Annotated in this window: 17 protein-coding genes; 13 read left to right on the top strand and 4 right to left on the bottom strand. The window is 39.8% G+C overall.

Annotated elements, in window-relative coordinates:
- Positions 1 to 158 precede the first annotated feature (158 nt).
- Genes IGI38_RS11700 through IGI38_RS11690 form a run of 3 tightly spaced genes read left to right on the top strand, consistent with a single transcriptional unit; the run spans position 159 to position 1706 of the window.
- Positions 159 to 524, top strand: coding sequence for a LytTR family DNA-binding domain-containing protein (locus IGI38_RS11700; protein ID WP_438730212.1), 366 nt, complete (start codon positions 159 to 161; stop codon positions 522 to 524).
- Positions 525 to 526: 2 nt separating this feature from the next.
- Positions 527 to 946, top strand: a complete 420-nt coding sequence (locus IGI38_RS11695; RefSeq protein ID WP_438730209.1) for a hypothetical protein — start codon at positions 527 to 529, stop codon at positions 944 to 946.
- A 40-nt stretch (positions 947 to 986) separates the two neighbouring features.
- Positions 987 to 1706, top strand: coding sequence for a winged helix-turn-helix domain-containing protein (locus IGI38_RS11690; protein ID WP_438730207.1), 720 nt, complete (start codon positions 987 to 989; stop codon positions 1704 to 1706).
- Positions 1707 to 1888: 182 nt separating this feature from the next.
- On the opposite strand, the gene IGI38_RS11685 is transcribed toward IGI38_RS11690, so the two are convergent.
- Positions 1889 to 2437, bottom strand: a complete 549-nt coding sequence (locus IGI38_RS11685) for a chromate transporter (RefSeq protein ID WP_438730204.1) — start codon at positions 2435 to 2437, stop codon at positions 1889 to 1891.
- Positions 2438 to 2439: 2 nt separating this feature from the next.
- A complete protein-coding gene (locus tag IGI38_RS11680; RefSeq protein ID WP_438730201.1) occupies positions 2440 to 3000 on the bottom strand; it encodes a chromate transporter in 561 nt (186 codons plus the stop codon).
- 111 nt (positions 3001 to 3111) lie between these two features.
- On the opposite strand from IGI38_RS11680, the gene IGI38_RS11675 reads away from it, so the two are divergent.
- Positions 3112 to 3978, top strand: coding sequence for a LysR family transcriptional regulator (locus IGI38_RS11675; RefSeq protein ID WP_438730198.1), 867 nt, complete (start codon positions 3112 to 3114; stop codon positions 3976 to 3978).
- Between the two features lie 82 nt (positions 3979 to 4060).
- Positions 4061 to 4762 (top strand): DUF975 family protein, encoded by a 702-nt coding sequence (locus IGI38_RS11670; protein WP_438730195.1) that lies wholly within the window; start codon positions 4061 to 4063, stop codon positions 4760 to 4762.
- Between the two features lie 41 nt (positions 4763 to 4803).
- On the opposite strand, the gene IGI38_RS11665 is transcribed toward IGI38_RS11670, so the two are convergent.
- Complete coding sequence (locus IGI38_RS11665; protein ID WP_438730412.1) at positions 4804 to 6270, bottom strand: helix-turn-helix domain-containing protein; 1467 nt, start codon at positions 6268 to 6270, stop codon at positions 4804 to 4806.
- 558 nt (positions 6271 to 6828) lie between these two features.
- Between IGI38_RS11665 and IGI38_RS11660 the strand changes: the two genes are divergently transcribed.
- From IGI38_RS11660 to IGI38_RS11640, 5 genes are all read left to right on the top strand, one after another.
- The gene (locus IGI38_RS11660) at positions 6829 to 7185 is read left to right on the top strand and encodes a VOC family protein (RefSeq protein WP_438730192.1); all 357 of its coding nucleotides are present in this window, start codon (positions 6829 to 6831) and stop codon (positions 7183 to 7185) included.
- Between the two features lie 73 nt (positions 7186 to 7258).
- Positions 7259 to 7771, top strand: a complete 513-nt coding sequence (locus tag IGI38_RS11655; protein WP_438730189.1) for a DNA-3-methyladenine glycosylase I — start codon at positions 7259 to 7261, stop codon at positions 7769 to 7771.
- A gap of 268 nt (positions 7772 to 8039) precedes the next feature.
- The gene (locus IGI38_RS11650) at positions 8040 to 9371 is read left to right on the top strand and encodes a MucBP domain-containing protein (RefSeq protein ID WP_438730186.1); all 1332 of its coding nucleotides are present in this window, start codon (positions 8040 to 8042) and stop codon (positions 9369 to 9371) included.
- Positions 9372 to 9449: 78 nt separating this feature from the next.
- Complete coding sequence (locus IGI38_RS11645; protein ID WP_438728510.1) at positions 9450 to 10397, top strand: IS30 family transposase; 948 nt, start codon at positions 9450 to 9452, stop codon at positions 10395 to 10397.
- The gene (locus IGI38_RS11640; RefSeq protein WP_438730184.1) at positions 10394 to 11308 is read left to right on the top strand and encodes a MucBP domain-containing protein; all 915 of its coding nucleotides are present in this window, start codon (positions 10394 to 10396) and stop codon (positions 11306 to 11308) included. Before IGI38_RS11645 ends, IGI38_RS11640 begins: the two co-directional genes overlap by 4 nt.
- 86 nt (positions 11309 to 11394) lie before the next feature.
- Here the strand turns inward: IGI38_RS11640 and IGI38_RS11635 are convergent, their stop codons facing one another.
- On the bottom strand, positions 11395 to 12168 hold the full coding sequence (locus tag IGI38_RS11635; RefSeq protein ID WP_438730182.1) for a DeoR/GlpR family DNA-binding transcription regulator: 774 nt from the start codon (positions 12166 to 12168) through the stop codon (positions 11395 to 11397).
- Between the two features lie 382 nt (positions 12169 to 12550).
- Between IGI38_RS11635 and IGI38_RS11630 the strand changes: the two genes are divergently transcribed.
- From IGI38_RS11630 to IGI38_RS11620, 3 genes are read left to right on the top strand one after another with little or no spacing between them, the layout of a single operon-like run.
- Entirely contained in the window at positions 12551 to 13624 is a 1074-nt protein-coding gene (locus IGI38_RS11630) for an alcohol dehydrogenase catalytic domain-containing protein (protein ID WP_438730180.1), read from the top strand.
- Between the two features lie 31 nt (positions 13625 to 13655).
- Positions 13656 to 14087, top strand: coding sequence for a PTS sugar transporter subunit IIA (locus tag IGI38_RS11625; RefSeq protein WP_438730177.1), 432 nt, complete (start codon positions 13656 to 13658; stop codon positions 14085 to 14087).
- A 50-nt stretch (positions 14088 to 14137) separates the two neighbouring features.
- Positions 14138 to 14611 (top strand): PTS sugar transporter subunit IIB, encoded by a 474-nt coding sequence (locus tag IGI38_RS11620; protein WP_438730174.1) that lies wholly within the window; start codon positions 14138 to 14140, stop codon positions 14609 to 14611.
- The last annotated feature ends 25 nt before the right edge of the window (positions 14612 to 14636 follow it).

Genomic DNA, 14636 nt, shown 5'->3' with positions numbered 1-14636 from the left:
ATAAAATAAATAACATTAATAATTAAACACATAATATTTATTTTTTATGTATAATAATCTGGTAAGGTTGGGAGGTTTTTTCTATCAAAATTAAAGTAGATATCATTGACGAAGGAGAGGAAGAACTTATCCTAAAAGTAAAATCGTTAGATGATGATTTGCTACGATTGGTTAATTCTTTGCAAGTTAAAAATGCTTTTTTGTGGGTGAATAAGGATGAGCAGCTGCATAAAGTAAGATTAAAGGATGTTTATTATTTTGAGGCTGTAGAGAAAAAGGTTTTTTTGTACACTAAAAATGAAGTCTTTGAAATCAAAGAAAAACTCTACCAGTTAGAAGAAAAATATAAGGACACACAGTATATTCGAGTCTCTAAATCAGTTATTCTTAATATTGAGAAGATTGAATTAATCAGTCCGACATTTAATGGCCGGCTGATTGTCAAGTTGAAGAACGGTGAAAAGATTTCTATCTCAAGGAACTACGTTCGGAACTTAAAAAGTCAATTAGGGATGGAGGAGTGAGTATGAATAGATGGGTTGTTGTTAGAGAATTAACCATTATATTTACGTTCATATTTACCTTGAGCATCGTTTTTGCGCTTTTTACTGGTGCAAATTTGACGAATGAAAGTGTCTTTTCCATCTTGATTTTTTCATTGGTGGTAGGTGCCGGATGCGCCATTTTCTATATTGATCCTTTAGTGGACCTTTTGGGAATATTCTGGATCCAAGTGGCTTATCTCTTTATTGTTTTCACATCATTTATCGTTTGCAGTCAGCTTTTTGTTTGGAATGTTCCGCCAATGGTCATGGGATTGGCTTTTACCGTCATGATAATCGGCTTTTTTGTCGGAAAAACGATTTTATTCAGTGTTAGTGTGAAAATGACAGAACAAATGAACAAACAGCTAAAGAAAAAATTTAAAAAAAGAGATCATGAATGAATGATCCTAAAAAGAGCGACACCATAGAAGAGGTGAAAAAATGATATCTATATTACTTTTAACGAAGAACATTTTAGTGGAGCAAGAACTCCAAGCTAAATTGCAGCGATTAAACTACGAAGTATTTTGTTGTTCAAATATGTTTTATTTAATGACACAGCAGACTAAGAAATTGCCGATGATCCATTATTTCGACTATATCATTCTTAGCGAGACGATCTCTGAAAATGAGATGATGCGCATCTTGGCTACATTGCCTGAGTCAAAAATCATTTTGCGAAAGCTTGAAAAGGAACCGGAAAGGCAACTTGACGGCATCAATGGCTGGATCAGTGAAGATTCAACTCTTGAAGAATTACGCGAAACTCTTTGCCAATGGGAAAAACGCCCAGTATCGCAGGAAGTGATTCTTTCCCTTGTTGGAAATAGAATCGGTGAAGAATCAGAGATACATTCGACGGGTTCGCTTTCCTTATCGAAGCTGGAACGACGGGCATTAGAACAGCTGTATCAAGCGAATGGCAAGGTCATCTCACGAGAAGACCTATGTGAATATCTGTGGGAGGATGGTGCCACGAAGTCTCGGTTAGCCCAGCTTTCGATCCTCATCAAGAAATTAAGGATTGCTTTCAAAAAAGATGGTGTAGTCGGAGAAACAGTTCAAACCTCATGGGGAGAAGGCTACTTGTTAACGAATACAGCATTGGAATATTATGAACAGGAACGTGAGCAGGAAAAGCTTGTTTCTCAGTTTAATTAGTTAAAGGAGCTGTGACAAAAATTTTGTCACAGCTCCTTTTCCGAATAAACGGTCTGTCAGCAGTATCTTCTTCTTTGCAAGCTACGCATACAGTTACTGTTAAGTTTCACTAAGCAGAACGAGCATTTGAAAATAAGCCGAAATTTCTTGAAGCTGCCCACTTCTGTCACAACCTCTTTAATTTAGTATAAAAAGAAACCGACGAGTCCCGCTAAACACATCAGCAAGATCGGATTGGGTTTAAATTTTCGCAAGAGAATTAAAGCGACAGCGAACAATATAGCGGCTTGCCAGTCAAATTGCGAGAGTAGTCTATAGGAGAAATCAGATGACTCAAAAAAGGTCAGCATCAGAATGGTAAACCCAGCTGACATGATTAAACCCACAGAAGCTGCTTTGAGGCTTTTCAGGGCTGTAGCGACATAGCGCGATTCTTGATGCTTTTGGAAAAACTGATATAAGCTGATTGAAATGACACAACCGCCTAAAATACAACCGATGGTGGCTACGATTGCACCGACGACACCATTTATTTGCATACCTACGAATGTTGAGGTGTTGACCGCTAAGGGTCCGGGAGTCATCTGAGAAATCGTAATGATATCAGTAAAAACCTTCTCGCTTAACCAAGCTTGCTGATGAACCACCTGCTCTTGGATCAAAGGAATGATGGCGTAACCGCCGCCGATGCTGAATAAGCCGATCTTCAGAAACGTCCAAAATAAGTGCATCGTTAAGCCTCCTTCGTTTGCTGGTAATACGTATGAATGAGACACAGTCCGACACTGAGCACCAAAATATAGATAACATTCAGATTGAAAAAGATATTTGTAATAAAGGCAAAAGGAACCAGCGCGTTTAGTAATTTAGAATGTTCTTGGCGGATCAGCTGATACATATCGATGACAATGTCGATGATCAAGGCCGTTACACAAGCTTGCATTCCTTTTAAAACCGCCATGATCGTTTGATTTGCGGCAAAGGCCGCATACCAATTAGAGATCAATCCCAAGATTACTAAAGGCGGAAGGATCGAACAAATGACACTGATAAGTACGCCAAGCATGCCTGCGACTTTTTTTCCGGCGAGGACACTTAGGTTAATAGCAATAGCACCGGGTGAGGATTGAGCGACCGCCGCCATCTCCATTAATTCATCATTTGTAAATAAGGCTCTCTTTTCTACATAATATTTGCGAATCATCGGAACAACGACGTAACCGCCGCCGAAAGTAAACGTACTGATAAATAAATTTACTCCTGCTAACCAAGAATAAAATTTCAATTTTGTCATGAAACCAACCTTTCTGTTTGTTCTCTCTCTAGTATAAAGATTGGTTTGCTATGTGTGAAATGATAATATAAGCATGTATACATGAATTTAATTCATGGGAAAGAGGAAACGATGAATTTTAAGCAATGCATTATTTTTCGTGAAATCGCGAAAACAACTAATTTTACGAAGGCAGCGAATAATTTGTATCTCACCCAATCGGCTGTTTCGCATGCGATCAAAGATCTAGAGGAGGAAGCGGGCACACAATTTTTTGAGCGGCTTCACCGCAGTGTGAAATTGACTCCTGCCGGGGAATTATTTTTACGTGAGATCCAACCGATTATCGAAGAATTTGAAATGGTAGAAGCGCATTTACCCAATTTAGAAAAGCAGCCACCTATAAAAATTGCCTCCTGTATCACTTATGCGCAAACTGAATTGCCGCAATTGCTGCGGCGATTTACTGAGAGCTATCCAGAGGCGAGCTTTAATGTCCAAGTCTTTCCAGCATCGGATTCCCTTAACCGTTTAGCAACTGGCGAGGTGGATATAGCCTTTATTGAGGGGCATGTCCTGCAGCCGTCTTTCAAAGCAAAACGAATTGCCGATTATCGTTTGTGTGTGGTGGCCGCCTCTGATGCAGCGGATGCAACACTCAGCCTGACTGAACTGTTGCAACGTCCGCTTTTGCTGCGGGAACGTGGAAGCGCCGTTCGTGAAGCTTTTGAATCAGTTGCTGTTTTAAAAGGGTTCAAAGTTTTTCCAATGTGGGAGAGTATTGACTCACAGGCTTTGGTTTCGGGGGTTAAGGCAGGATTTGGCTTGTCCGTTCTACCTTATCGGCTGGTTAAGGAAGAAATCTTACAAGGCAGATTAAAAGAAATCAAGATTGATGAATGGCAATTAACGAATGACATTACTGTTTTAGCCCGAAAAAGCCGTTATCAATCACAACTGCTATCTGATTTTTGGGAAATGCTGCATCCGATAGCGTAAATGACAAAGCAAGTTTATTTAAAAGACTTTCGAAAAAAGGTACTATATATTAAACTATTTAATAGAAAGGGGGTTTTTGGTTATGAAAACAACTGCTGAATTAAAGGCAGAAGCGAAGAGTGCACTGAGAGGGAAGTGGGGACAAGCGGTTATTTTGAATTTGATCCCAACGTTATTAACGGTAGCTGTAATGTTCTTTGTCGTATTATCTGGTGTAATCTGGTTCTTTATCCATGGATCAGGTGACGGCATGATTTCTTCCGTTTCAGAGTACCAGCAAACGAATGCCAGCGGCGGAGGAACAAGTTTGGTTTCTTCGATCATCAGCGCATTATTTATGAGCGGGATTTCTTGGACCTATTTAGATTTGATAAGAGGCGAACGGACACATATCGAACCGTTGAAAGATGCGTTTCGCGGATTTCAAGGCGTATTTTTAGGCGGTGTCGTTCTATTAGCATTATTTACTAATATCTTTACTACTTTGTGGACATTGCTGTTTGTCATTCCTGGAATCGTAAAGGCGTATGCTTACTCTCAAAGCTATTTCATCTATTATGATCAAATCCAGCAAACAGGTGAAAAACCGAAAGTCTTGGATACGATCACGGCGAGCCGTCGTTTAATGGCTGGTCATAAGGGACGTTTGTTCTGGCTGGACATCACATTTATCGGCTGGTACATCTTGACTGGATTGACCTTCGGAATAGCCTACTTATGGGTAGCGCCGTATGTCTCTGCTACGAAAGCAGCGTTCTACGAAGATTTACAAGCGAATATCTAAAAAGTCGTCTGGACCTGATGAAGATTGGGCCAGACGTTTTTTTATGCGAATTTTTTCTTGTTTTGCAGGGATAATAAAATTGGCAAGAGCTCTGTTTCAAAATTCGTATTTAAAATATTCAGCAAGTAATAGGAACTACTTTGCGAAGGAAGCAATTCTTCAAAGGTAGTAATAAATAGATCGATTTTATCCCCCGATTGCGGTTGAAAAACAATCTCAATAAAATTCAGGCTTTGCAAAAATTTGATAATGTGCTGCAGATATAGATAGTTCAGAATCGATAAGAGACCGATACGAATTTTTTGATCGTTTACGATAAAGAACGGCAGCAGATTCAGACAGAGTGTTTTAGACAAGGAATCAATAACAGTGGCTAACCACTCTAGCTTTCTGCGGCGGCTTAATTTTCTGATCGCCTTTTTTACATCTGGATAGAGCTCACGGTATAACTCTGATTGCAAAAATTTTTCTTTGTTTCCGGTCTCAAAAAGCAGCGGAATTTTTTTCTTTTGAATCGAGTAGCCTAAAAAGGTCCGGGCAATGTTGTTCAGCAAAATTTTTTCTTCTTGCTCTCCTAAAATATTCCGCAACAAATCCTTTGAACAATAGCGATGAAAACTATCGATAGCTAAGCACAAGGGATCGCGTTCCTCGACGTTTTTCGCGTAATAAAGTGTTAAAGGATTGATTTTGTGCGGGTCCTTTTTAACGCAATAAGGGTAGTAGTAGAACAAATAATTGAAAAATTCAACATTCCTCCTGATTTGGATCGGCGATTCTAAGATATTGGAAAGGTAGACTTCCAGCAGCGGTGTCGTCTGGGAAAATAATAGGTCATCGAAAGGCGCTTCATTCAAATACTTCTTCTGATCATTTCGCAAACGACAGATACACAGCATCAAACGAATCAATTTAGGATGAACATGCAAAGGGAAGACAGACAAGAGATCTCTGAGCAGATTGTCTTCGGCGGTAAAATCGAGTGTGCATTTTACTAAGTCTTCACCTAATGAAGCAGACCAAAAGGCTTTGATATAGAATAAACGAATCACGGCCTCGTGCCCAGTTAATTCCATCTTTGAAAAATTAAGGTGAAGATTGCATTCCGCTAGATAATCGATCAATGGATGCATTCTGCGTAAAATCGTTGATTCGCTGACAAAAATTTCTTTGCTGAAATCTGATAGGCTTTTTTCGGGATGGAATAGGGAAGTAAAGATAAATTGATAGGGAACAGAGTTCTTGACTTGTGAGATCAAAAAGCGATTCGAACGGCTAGGATCGCTTTTCCAATAGATTTTTGAAGTCTCGATAAATAGCGGCGCTTCCTTAAGTTCGATAAGAGAGTCATTGAGTTCTCGCAGCATTTGCAAAAAAGGCTGATAGTTGTAGTCGAACTTGTGGCTGAGCGTGTGGACAGAGTATTCGCCTTCAGGATAATCTTCCATCAGCTTGAAAAACTGGATCTTTTTCCGCTGCTGATTCGTCAAGAACAGTTCTCTAAACATAAGTTTCACGCCTTTCTATGGAAATTCAGTATTCCGAACAAAAATGATTTTAAATAGAACTAAGGTTATTTATAAGTTTATTTTAGCATAGCGAAATTTGCTAATTCTTAATGAAAATCACTTATTGACTTTGAAAATTCGTCAATTAATGGTGAATATTGATCGTTTTTTGAGAAATCGCTTTTCTATCAAGTGATTTCCCTTAAGAAACGTCATTGAGATTCTTTGAATGTTCGTTTTTCAATCATAAACACCAAAAATATTATGATTCATTCAAATTCTGGGCAGTTATTTTTCCCTTAAATTTCTAAGCGAATGAAGACAGAAAAGCTTTGAGAAAAGGAAAGATCTGATTGTCAAAAAAGGGAGAACAAGACGTGACTTCATAAAAAGAACTTTCAGATGCAATTCTGATTTATTCGATGAGACACAAATACGAACATAGACGACTTTGGGAGAGATAAGGGAACATTCATAGTAATCTACTGGAAACCACTTTGATGCCCTCTTTTTTTCAGCTATACTAAAACTAATTTAATGAAAAGGACGGTGCAGTTGATGATTGATCATTTGAGTATTGGTGTATCTGATTTAGCGAAAAGTAAGGCGTTTTATGAGGAAGCACTAAGACCATTAGGCTATCGAGTAAAAATTGAGATGGATCATGGTGTTTGCTTTGGCGGGGATGGCGGAGATCTTTGGATCGTAAAAAGTGACCCAAGTAAGATTCATTTGGCGTTTAGTGCGCAGGATCGAGCAACGGTCGATCAGTTTTACGAAGCAGCGATAAACGCTGGCGGTGTTGATAATGGTGCCCCAGGGGTGCGTCCTCATTATCACGAGAATTATTATGGCACGTTTATTTTCGATCCAGATGGCTATAATATCGAAGCGGTTTGTCATAAAGCGGTTTAAGATGAGAGCTGGCTGAAAGGTCAGCTCTTTTTTGTTATGATGGGAACGATAGATAAAAGGTGGTGCGGCAACGATGAAAAAATCTCAATGGTACAGCGACCAGTGGGGAAAAACGACGCGTGATGATCAGATGCTGTTTTTGCTACTGACAGTGGGCGTGTTTCAAGCAGGGTTAAGTTGGCAGGCGGCAGCTAGTAAGCGGGAAGCCTTTGAAAGAAATTTTTGCGGAATGGATTTTCGCAAGGTAGCGGCTTTTTTTCCAGAAGATATCGAACAGATCGCGAAAGACCCTGAAATGATTCGCAACCCGCGAAAAATCAAAGCGGTGGTACAAAATGCGCGAGCAATCGTTATGCTTTTAGAAGATTATGATAGCTTTGCTGATTATCTTTGGGATTTTGTGGGTGGCGTACCTGTCATTCGTGAGTATGAGTTGGCGGAGGAAGTTCCCAACACATTGCCAGAGGCTACAGTGATTGCTAAAGATATGAAAAAGCGCGGGTTTACCTTTGTTGGTCCCGTAGTTACCTGCATGTTTCTAAAAGCTGCGGGAATCATTCAAGATAGAGTATGGGATTCAGAATAGCTATTCCAAAATCCCATTGCATGTGTATCGGAGTTACTTTTTTCTGTTCGTTCAAAGAGGATTTAAATAAGTAAAGCAAAGAAATTAGGGAATTTCCTTATTCTTTGCTTTTTTTGTATTAAATCAATCTATAAAACGCATAAAAATCACTATAAAAACATAATTATAATATAATTGAATTATTTTAAGTGAATTAACACGAGAAAATCGATGAAATAATGTTATAATAAATACTAAGTTTTAAAATGTTTCTATTGGGAGGAAAAAAGTGAATAAATTCGTAAAAATCAAAAAAGCAAATCGTTGGTTATCTGTAGTTGCTGCAGGAACCGTATTGATTAGCGCACTTCCTGTTCATGTTTTAGCAGAGGAAAGTACGACAACATCAAATATAGAAGATACTATTCAGACCACGAATTCCTCAGTTAAGACAAGTACAACAGGTACTACTGAAAATAGTTCAGCGGGAACCAAGTCTTCAAAAGAAAAAGCGAGCATGCCAACATCAAAAGCGGCAGCGGTTGAAACGTGGATGCCAGATGCTAATTTGAGGAATGCTATAGCGACCTATCTTAGCACGAATACGAGTAAGGTGAATCCGGAAGACATTACCAAAGAACTAGTGGCGAGCTTGAATGGTCTAAACTTTACTTTGTACTCACTGGGGATTCCTGTGGGAACTGTGGTAGATTTCACGGGTCTTGAGTATGCAGGGGAGTTCGTGAATTTTGATAGTAGTACAATCGTAGCAACGAATGTCCCTGATATTCGAGTAGCAGTCGGTGGTTCCGTAGTGGCGTGTCCTGATGTCTTACCACATATTAAAGTCAATGGCAGATTAAAGGATTTAACGATCGGAAGAAGATACATTGAAGGTGTTTCAGCAGCGGATTTATCAACTGTTTCAGCAGATATTAACCGTTTAAACCCAACGGACTATCTGGGCATCTTCTCATCAGATATGACGGATTTCTCATCATTAGGTATCAATACTGATACAAGGAATGGTGTTTTCAGTAGTTCTAATTACAACTACTTAACCCCTTTAGAACTTCCTCAATTGACGATTATTGAGGGACAAGAAGGGAAAATTACGTATTCACAAGATGTTGTCAAAGCAGTAGATGGTTCACCACTGCTTTCGAAAAAGGTCTATATTAATAATCCACTTCGTGCAACTTTCTATGATAAAGACATGAATACGGTTAGTGTTGCGTCTGATTCATGGGAATTAACAGATGAAGGTATTTCGTTTAGTCAAATACCTGCTGATGTTTCTTACATCCAGTTTGAATATGCACAAACACCGATACGTTCAATAGCATACGAGACTTATTTATTGACTGTCAGAATTCCAGTCGTACGGGCCACAGTCGCACAGGATGTGACAGTCAAATATTTAAATGAAGATGATCAAGAAGTCCTTACCGCTAAAACAATTGGCGGGTTTGTGGGCAATGATTATAATGCAGCCACTTCAGAGTATAAATTTGATACGATTGACGGTTATGAGTTAGACACGGCAAAATTGCCAAGTAATACTGCTGGTAAACTTAGCGGACAAGCACAAGAAGTGGTTTATCGTTATGCTGAATTGTAATATTAATCGCAACAAAGAACCCATCAAAAATTTCTAGTAAAATGAGTTTAGGATAACAAACTACTAGGAGTGATTTTGATGGGTTCACACAAAAAGCTTACACGAGATAATCGAAAATGTATAGAGACGATGATTTATGATGCCAAGAGTATTCAAGAAATAGCGGACAGAATTGGTGTTAGCCGAACAACGATTGATCGTGAGTTGAAACGAGTACCCGAAGATTTGATCTATAATGCCGACAATGCGCAATTAGATGCGGAAATGAAGCGCAGTGCCTGTGGTGCGAAGTCCAAATGGACTTCTGAATTCGCTTATCAGATTGAATGTGATCTTGAAGACAGCTGGTCCCCTGAACAAATTGCGAATGATCGTCAAATAGTTTCATTCAAAACCATTTACAATTGGCTCTATGCCGGTATTCTTAATGTGTCTAAACAGTGTCTGAGACATAAAGGCAGAAGACAAGAAAAACAAGAAGAGGCACGAGGCAAAATGACTGTAGGGCATACCATTGATGAACGCCCAGCTTCTGTGTCAACTCGAGAAGAATTTGGACATTGGGAGTTGGACACAGTTGTTTCTAGCAGAGGGGAAAGTAAAGCCTGCGAAGCAACGTTTATTGAACGGAAAACACGCTTTTATTGGGCGATCTCAATGAGGGATCGTACCGCGAAGTCAATGGCACAAGCGATTAAAGCTTTTGTGCAAGACCTAGGGAGTCACAAGGCATTTTTAAGCTTTACGGTCGACCGTGGGAAAGAGTTTTCTTGCTGGAAAGAAATTGAGAAAGATTTAGACGTACCTATGTATTTTTGTGATCCATACTCCCCATGGCAACGCGGATCTAACGAAAATGGGAATGGTTTATTTAGAGAATTCTTCCCTAAGGGAACTGATTTTTCAAAGGTAACCCCTACGGAGAAACAGGAAGCATTACGCAAGATAAATATGCGTCCTAAAAAAACATTGAACTGGAAAAATTGTTGGGAAGTCTTTCAAGAAGAAATGTTGCAATTAATTTGACAATTCAGCGTTATAAAAAACGTGCTGCGGCTGATGTAACTGTTCAGTATGTGGATGAAAGCAATCAAGAGATTCAAACGTCTGAAATAATTAGCGGTAAGGTCGGAGATAGTTATGACGCAACGACTGCCAAATACAAATTGGACACAATCAATGATTATGTTTTAGATAAAAGTAAGCTGCCGGCAAACGCTAAGGGCAGTCTAGACGACACAGCCAAAACCGTCGTTTACTCTTATAAGAAAAAAGCAGTACCAGTAACAAGTAAAGTAACAGTGAGTTATGTTGACGAGGGTGGTAAAGAAATCCGTGCTGCGAAAGTAATCGGCGGTGAAGTAAATGATGAGTACGACGCGACAACAGCAGAATATAAATTAGCTAAGATCGATGGGTATGTTTTAGATGAAAGCAAACTGCCGACGAATGGCAAAGGAACACTTGCTGCAACCGATCAAACCGTCGTTTATCATTATAAAAAGGCGGCTGCCACAGTAACGAGCCAAGTAACGGTGAAATATGTTGACGAGGCTGGCAAAGAAATCCGGGATGCCAAAACATTGACTGGCGAAGTCGGCGATGCATACGATGCAACCACTGCGGAGTATAAATTGGCTAAAATTGACAACTATCAATTGGATGAAGAGAAATTGCCAGATAATGGTAAGGGTCAGTTCGCTGAAAAGGATCAAGCAGTTACTTATGTGTATCAAAAAGTGGTCACGTCAGCTAATCGCTCAAGCAGTTCGACTTCTTACGGCAGAAGTTCGATCGATACAAGAGGAAGTTCAACGAGTCAAAAGAATTTGCCTAAGACAGGTGAAAATAATCTGGCAGCAAACGTGTTGACGATAGTAGGAACAGTGATTGTTGTTTCTACTTTGATGGTTTTAGTGAGAAAAAGAAAAGCTTAAATTATTTAGAATAGTCAAAAAGCAAAGAGTTGGGAAGACCCGCCGCTCTTTGCTTTTTTTGTGTACTATTCTTTTGCAGAAGTAAGTTAGACACTCTCGATACCGATTATGCCATTTCGATACATTTCATCAATCAGCTTTTTGTCTGTCTGATTATCAGTAATCAGCAGATCAATCTGATCAATTGGCAGGAAAGTATATAATGCGCGTCGTCCGATTTTTGTATGATCGGTAACGACGATTTTTTTTGCTGCCGCATCGATCATATTTTTTTTAGTAGCAATCAGCAATTCATTGAAATGGGTCAGGCCTTTTTCGACATTAAGAGCAGGTGTCGCGATAAAGGCCTTATCGACACTCAACTGCTGCAAGGATTCGTTGGCGATCTGTCCATTCAGCATGAAGCTGTCATGGAAAAGCGTTCCTCCGGTCACAATGGTCGTGATGTTCCGATTGGAGCGCAGAACAGAAGCGATATTCACGTCATTAGTAATAATCGTGATGTCTTGCAGATGGGGCATGTCATTTAATGTTTTTGCGATTTCTAAAGTAGTGGTTCCAGAATCTAAAATGATTGCTTCACCGCTCTTTATATATTTGGCTGCATATTTTCCGATCCGTGTTTTTTCGATCATATTTTCGGTAGCGCGATCTTCGAAGACTGGTTCGTCATGTTTGATACTGGCGGGAACTACCCCTCCGTGAATTCTCACAACGAGTCCCTGCGACTCTAATTCGTCTAGATCTCTTCGGATTGTTGTTTCATGGACCTGAAAAATTTCAGATAGCTGGGATACAGAAATAAACTGTTTACTCTCAATTGCTTCTAATAATTTTATTCTTCGCTCTCCTGTTAGCATGTCACTTCACCCTCTCGCTTTCTAAGCGGATGTATGATTACTCATCACTTTTAAAAGACGTTATCATCCTTCAGTCTAGGGAAAATAAGCGGAAGTGTCAATACATACAGATGCATATCGAGCGTTAACGAGTATTTTCGAGCTTATATTTTAGTAAAACTTATAATAGGCGAATTCAACAAAAAATGACGAGGAAGAATTAGATAAATTGTAAAGAAAATTGTTTTTTTATCTCTATGTGAGGATGGTCTATTTAGCGAAATAGAATGAAAGTGATTGATATTTTAAAACTAAAGCGTTTACAAATGAGTTTCGCGATGCTATACTCGTAAACGAGCAGTAAAGAGTAATAATGAGCGCTCGTAAATGAGGAGGAATTAAGATGGAACAATCGGTTGATTCAAGAGTATTCAGTCTTGTTGAACCAGGGGTAATTGAAGAAGTTCATAAAACGAGAGAAATTCCAGAAAAATGGGTAGCGGTGGAACCAACATATGCAAGTATCTGTCATGCGGATTTAAGATATTTTGCTGGCCTTCGCAGACCAGAGGCGTTAGCAAAAAAATTGCCGATGGCTTTATTGCATGAAGGGATCGGCGTTGTAAAGGAAACGCGTTCTGAAAAATTTTCAGTCGGAGATCGTGTCGTCGTTGTTCCTAATATACCGGGACAGATTTTACATCCAGAGATCGATCAAAAACCAGATGTCCCTGGAAATTATTCAAAAGGAAATGCTTTTTTAGGCAGCGGCTATGATGGAATGGCACAGAGTCGTTTGGTCCATCCGGAAGAATGTCTGGTCCGGATTACTGACGAGATTCCAAATGAGATCGCTGTGTTGGCGGAATTGTCTTCCGTTTCTCATCATGCGATCAGTCATGTGGAGGACAAATTGAAAAAGACAGGAACTCGAGTAGCTCTTTTTGGGGATGGTCCTGTGGGGTACTTTACCGCAGTCATGTTGAAATATTTGTACGGTGTAGATGCGGAACGATTTGTTGTTTTTGGCGCGGCGGATGATAAGCTTGCCCATTTTGATTTTGCTCGAACAGAGAATGTCTTAACGTATGATTTTGCTCATTCAAAAGAAAAATTTGACGTTTTGATTGAATGTACCGGCGGAAAATTTAGCGAGAGTGCGTTAAATCAAGCAATCGAGATTGCTGATTCATTGGCGGATATTATTTTTATGGGTGTTACAGAGGAATTAGTTCCAATCGATACGCGAGATATTTTGGAAAAGGGAATCACTGCTCATGGCAGCAGCCGGTCGTCTACGCATGATTTTGAAGCGGTTGTCGCCGGAATGGAAAAACCGGAATATCGAGCTGCTTTGAGCAAAATCTTGCCGGAACAAATTGTTGAGATCTCAACGGGTGAGGATTTCAGAAAAGTGATGGAGAAATTTGTTAAGAACCCAGGCTGGAACAAAACGGTGATGCATTTCAATTGGTAGTTGCAGGTAAGAAAAAGACGAGGTGGAGACAGTGACAGGAATATTGATTGTTACTCATGGTGAGATGGCAGCCGGGATTATGGACAGTTTAAGTCTGATTATGGGGGAGCAAGAGCAGTATCAAACATTAGGGTTAAAACATGGGGATGATATCGTTGAATTTAGTGAAAAAATTCAGGCGGGAATTTGCCAGCTAGATCAAGGCGACGGTGTCTTAGTTCTAGTCGATTTGTTTTCAGCAAGTCCCTATAACCAAGCAGCGCTATGTTTTAACAAATTGAAGAACCACAGCTATCGGCTGATTTCGGGAGTGAACTTACCAATGATCATCGAAGCCTTCAATCAACGAATGATCGGGTCCGATTTAGAAACGATGTATCAAGCAGCGATGGCGGCAGGAAAAGACGGTATCAAGGAATTTTTGGAAGAAATGGCAAAATTAGAGAAAAACACGCGTGTATAGCTTTTTACTATCAGAAAAACGGAAACATATTGAAGAAGGAGTGCATAGAAATGGGAGAAATCGTTTTAGCAAGAATCGATGATCGTTTGATCCACGGGCAGGTAATGACGGCCTGGCTGCAATTTACTGGAGGGAACCATATCGTCATCGTGGATGACGCGACGGCTGGCGACGAGTTTACTAAATCAATCATGTCGATGGCGGTGCCGAATGGAATCAAGCTGTCGATTTTGGGCGTCGCAGATGGGGCGAAGCTTTTGGCGAATATACCTGACGGCCACAAGGTCATTGTGTTGGCGAAGGAACCTCAAACCTATTGGCAGCTGATCGAAAACGGTGTGAGCTTTGATGAGATCATTATCGGCGGGATGGGCGCACGAAAAGACCGGAAAACATTTTATAAAAATATCTCTGCATCGGAAGAAGAAAAAGAAACCTTCAGAAACATTGTCAGCAAAAATGTAAAAATGAAGATCCATGTTATTCCAGATCAAGGTTCGCAAGCAATTGAAGGATTGCTATAAAAATAATTAATGAGGAAGTGGAGAA

This window comes from Enterococcus sp. AZ128, assembly GCF_051714485.1.
GTDB lineage: Bacteria > Bacillota > Bacilli > Lactobacillales > Enterococcaceae > Enterococcus_A.
The sequence above is the reverse complement of the archived record's forward strand: the minus strand, read 5'-3'. Positions and strand labels throughout refer to the sequence as shown.

Bases quoted from the DNA above. Each gene is read 5' to 3' on its own strand.
- IGI38_RS11695 (WP_438730209.1), top strand. From the start codon at position 527: ATGAATAGATGGGTTGTTGTTAGAGAATTAACCATTATATTTACGTTC.
- IGI38_RS11690 (WP_438730207.1), top strand. From the start codon at position 987: ATGATATCTATATTACTTTTAACGAAGAACATTTTAGTGGAGCAAGAA.
- IGI38_RS11635 (WP_438730182.1), bottom strand. From the start codon at position 12,168: ATGCTAACAGGAGAGCGAAGAATAAAATTATTAGAAGCAATTGAGAGT.
- IGI38_RS11670 (WP_438730195.1), top strand. From the start codon at position 4,061: ATGAAAACAACTGCTGAATTAAAGGCAGAAGCGAAGAGTGCACTGAGA.
- IGI38_RS11630 (WP_438730180.1), top strand. From the start codon at position 12,551: ATGGAACAATCGGTTGATTCAAGAGTATTCAGTCTTGTTGAACCAGGG.
- IGI38_RS11645 (WP_438728510.1), top strand. From the start codon at position 9,450: ATGGGTTCACACAAAAAGCTTACACGAGATAATCGAAAATGTATAGAG.
- IGI38_RS11620 (WP_438730174.1), top strand. From the start codon at position 14,138: ATGGGAGAAATCGTTTTAGCAAGAATCGATGATCGTTTGATCCACGGG.
- IGI38_RS11675 (WP_438730198.1), top strand. From the start codon at position 3,112: ATGAATTTTAAGCAATGCATTATTTTTCGTGAAATCGCGAAAACAACT.
- IGI38_RS11660 (WP_438730192.1), top strand. From the start codon at position 6,829: ATGATTGATCATTTGAGTATTGGTGTATCTGATTTAGCGAAAAGTAAG.
- IGI38_RS11655 (WP_438730189.1), top strand. From the start codon at position 7,259: ATGAAAAAATCTCAATGGTACAGCGACCAGTGGGGAAAAACGACGCGT.
- IGI38_RS11680 (WP_438730201.1), bottom strand. From the start codon at position 3,000: ATGACAAAATTGAAATTTTATTCTTGGTTAGCAGGAGTAAATTTATTT.
- IGI38_RS11665 (WP_438730412.1), bottom strand. From the start codon at position 6,270: ATGTTTAGAGAACTGTTCTTGACGAATCAGCAGCGGAAAAAGATCCAG.
- IGI38_RS11685 (WP_438730204.1), bottom strand. From the start codon at position 2,437: ATGCACTTATTTTGGACGTTTCTGAAGATCGGCTTATTCAGCATCGGC.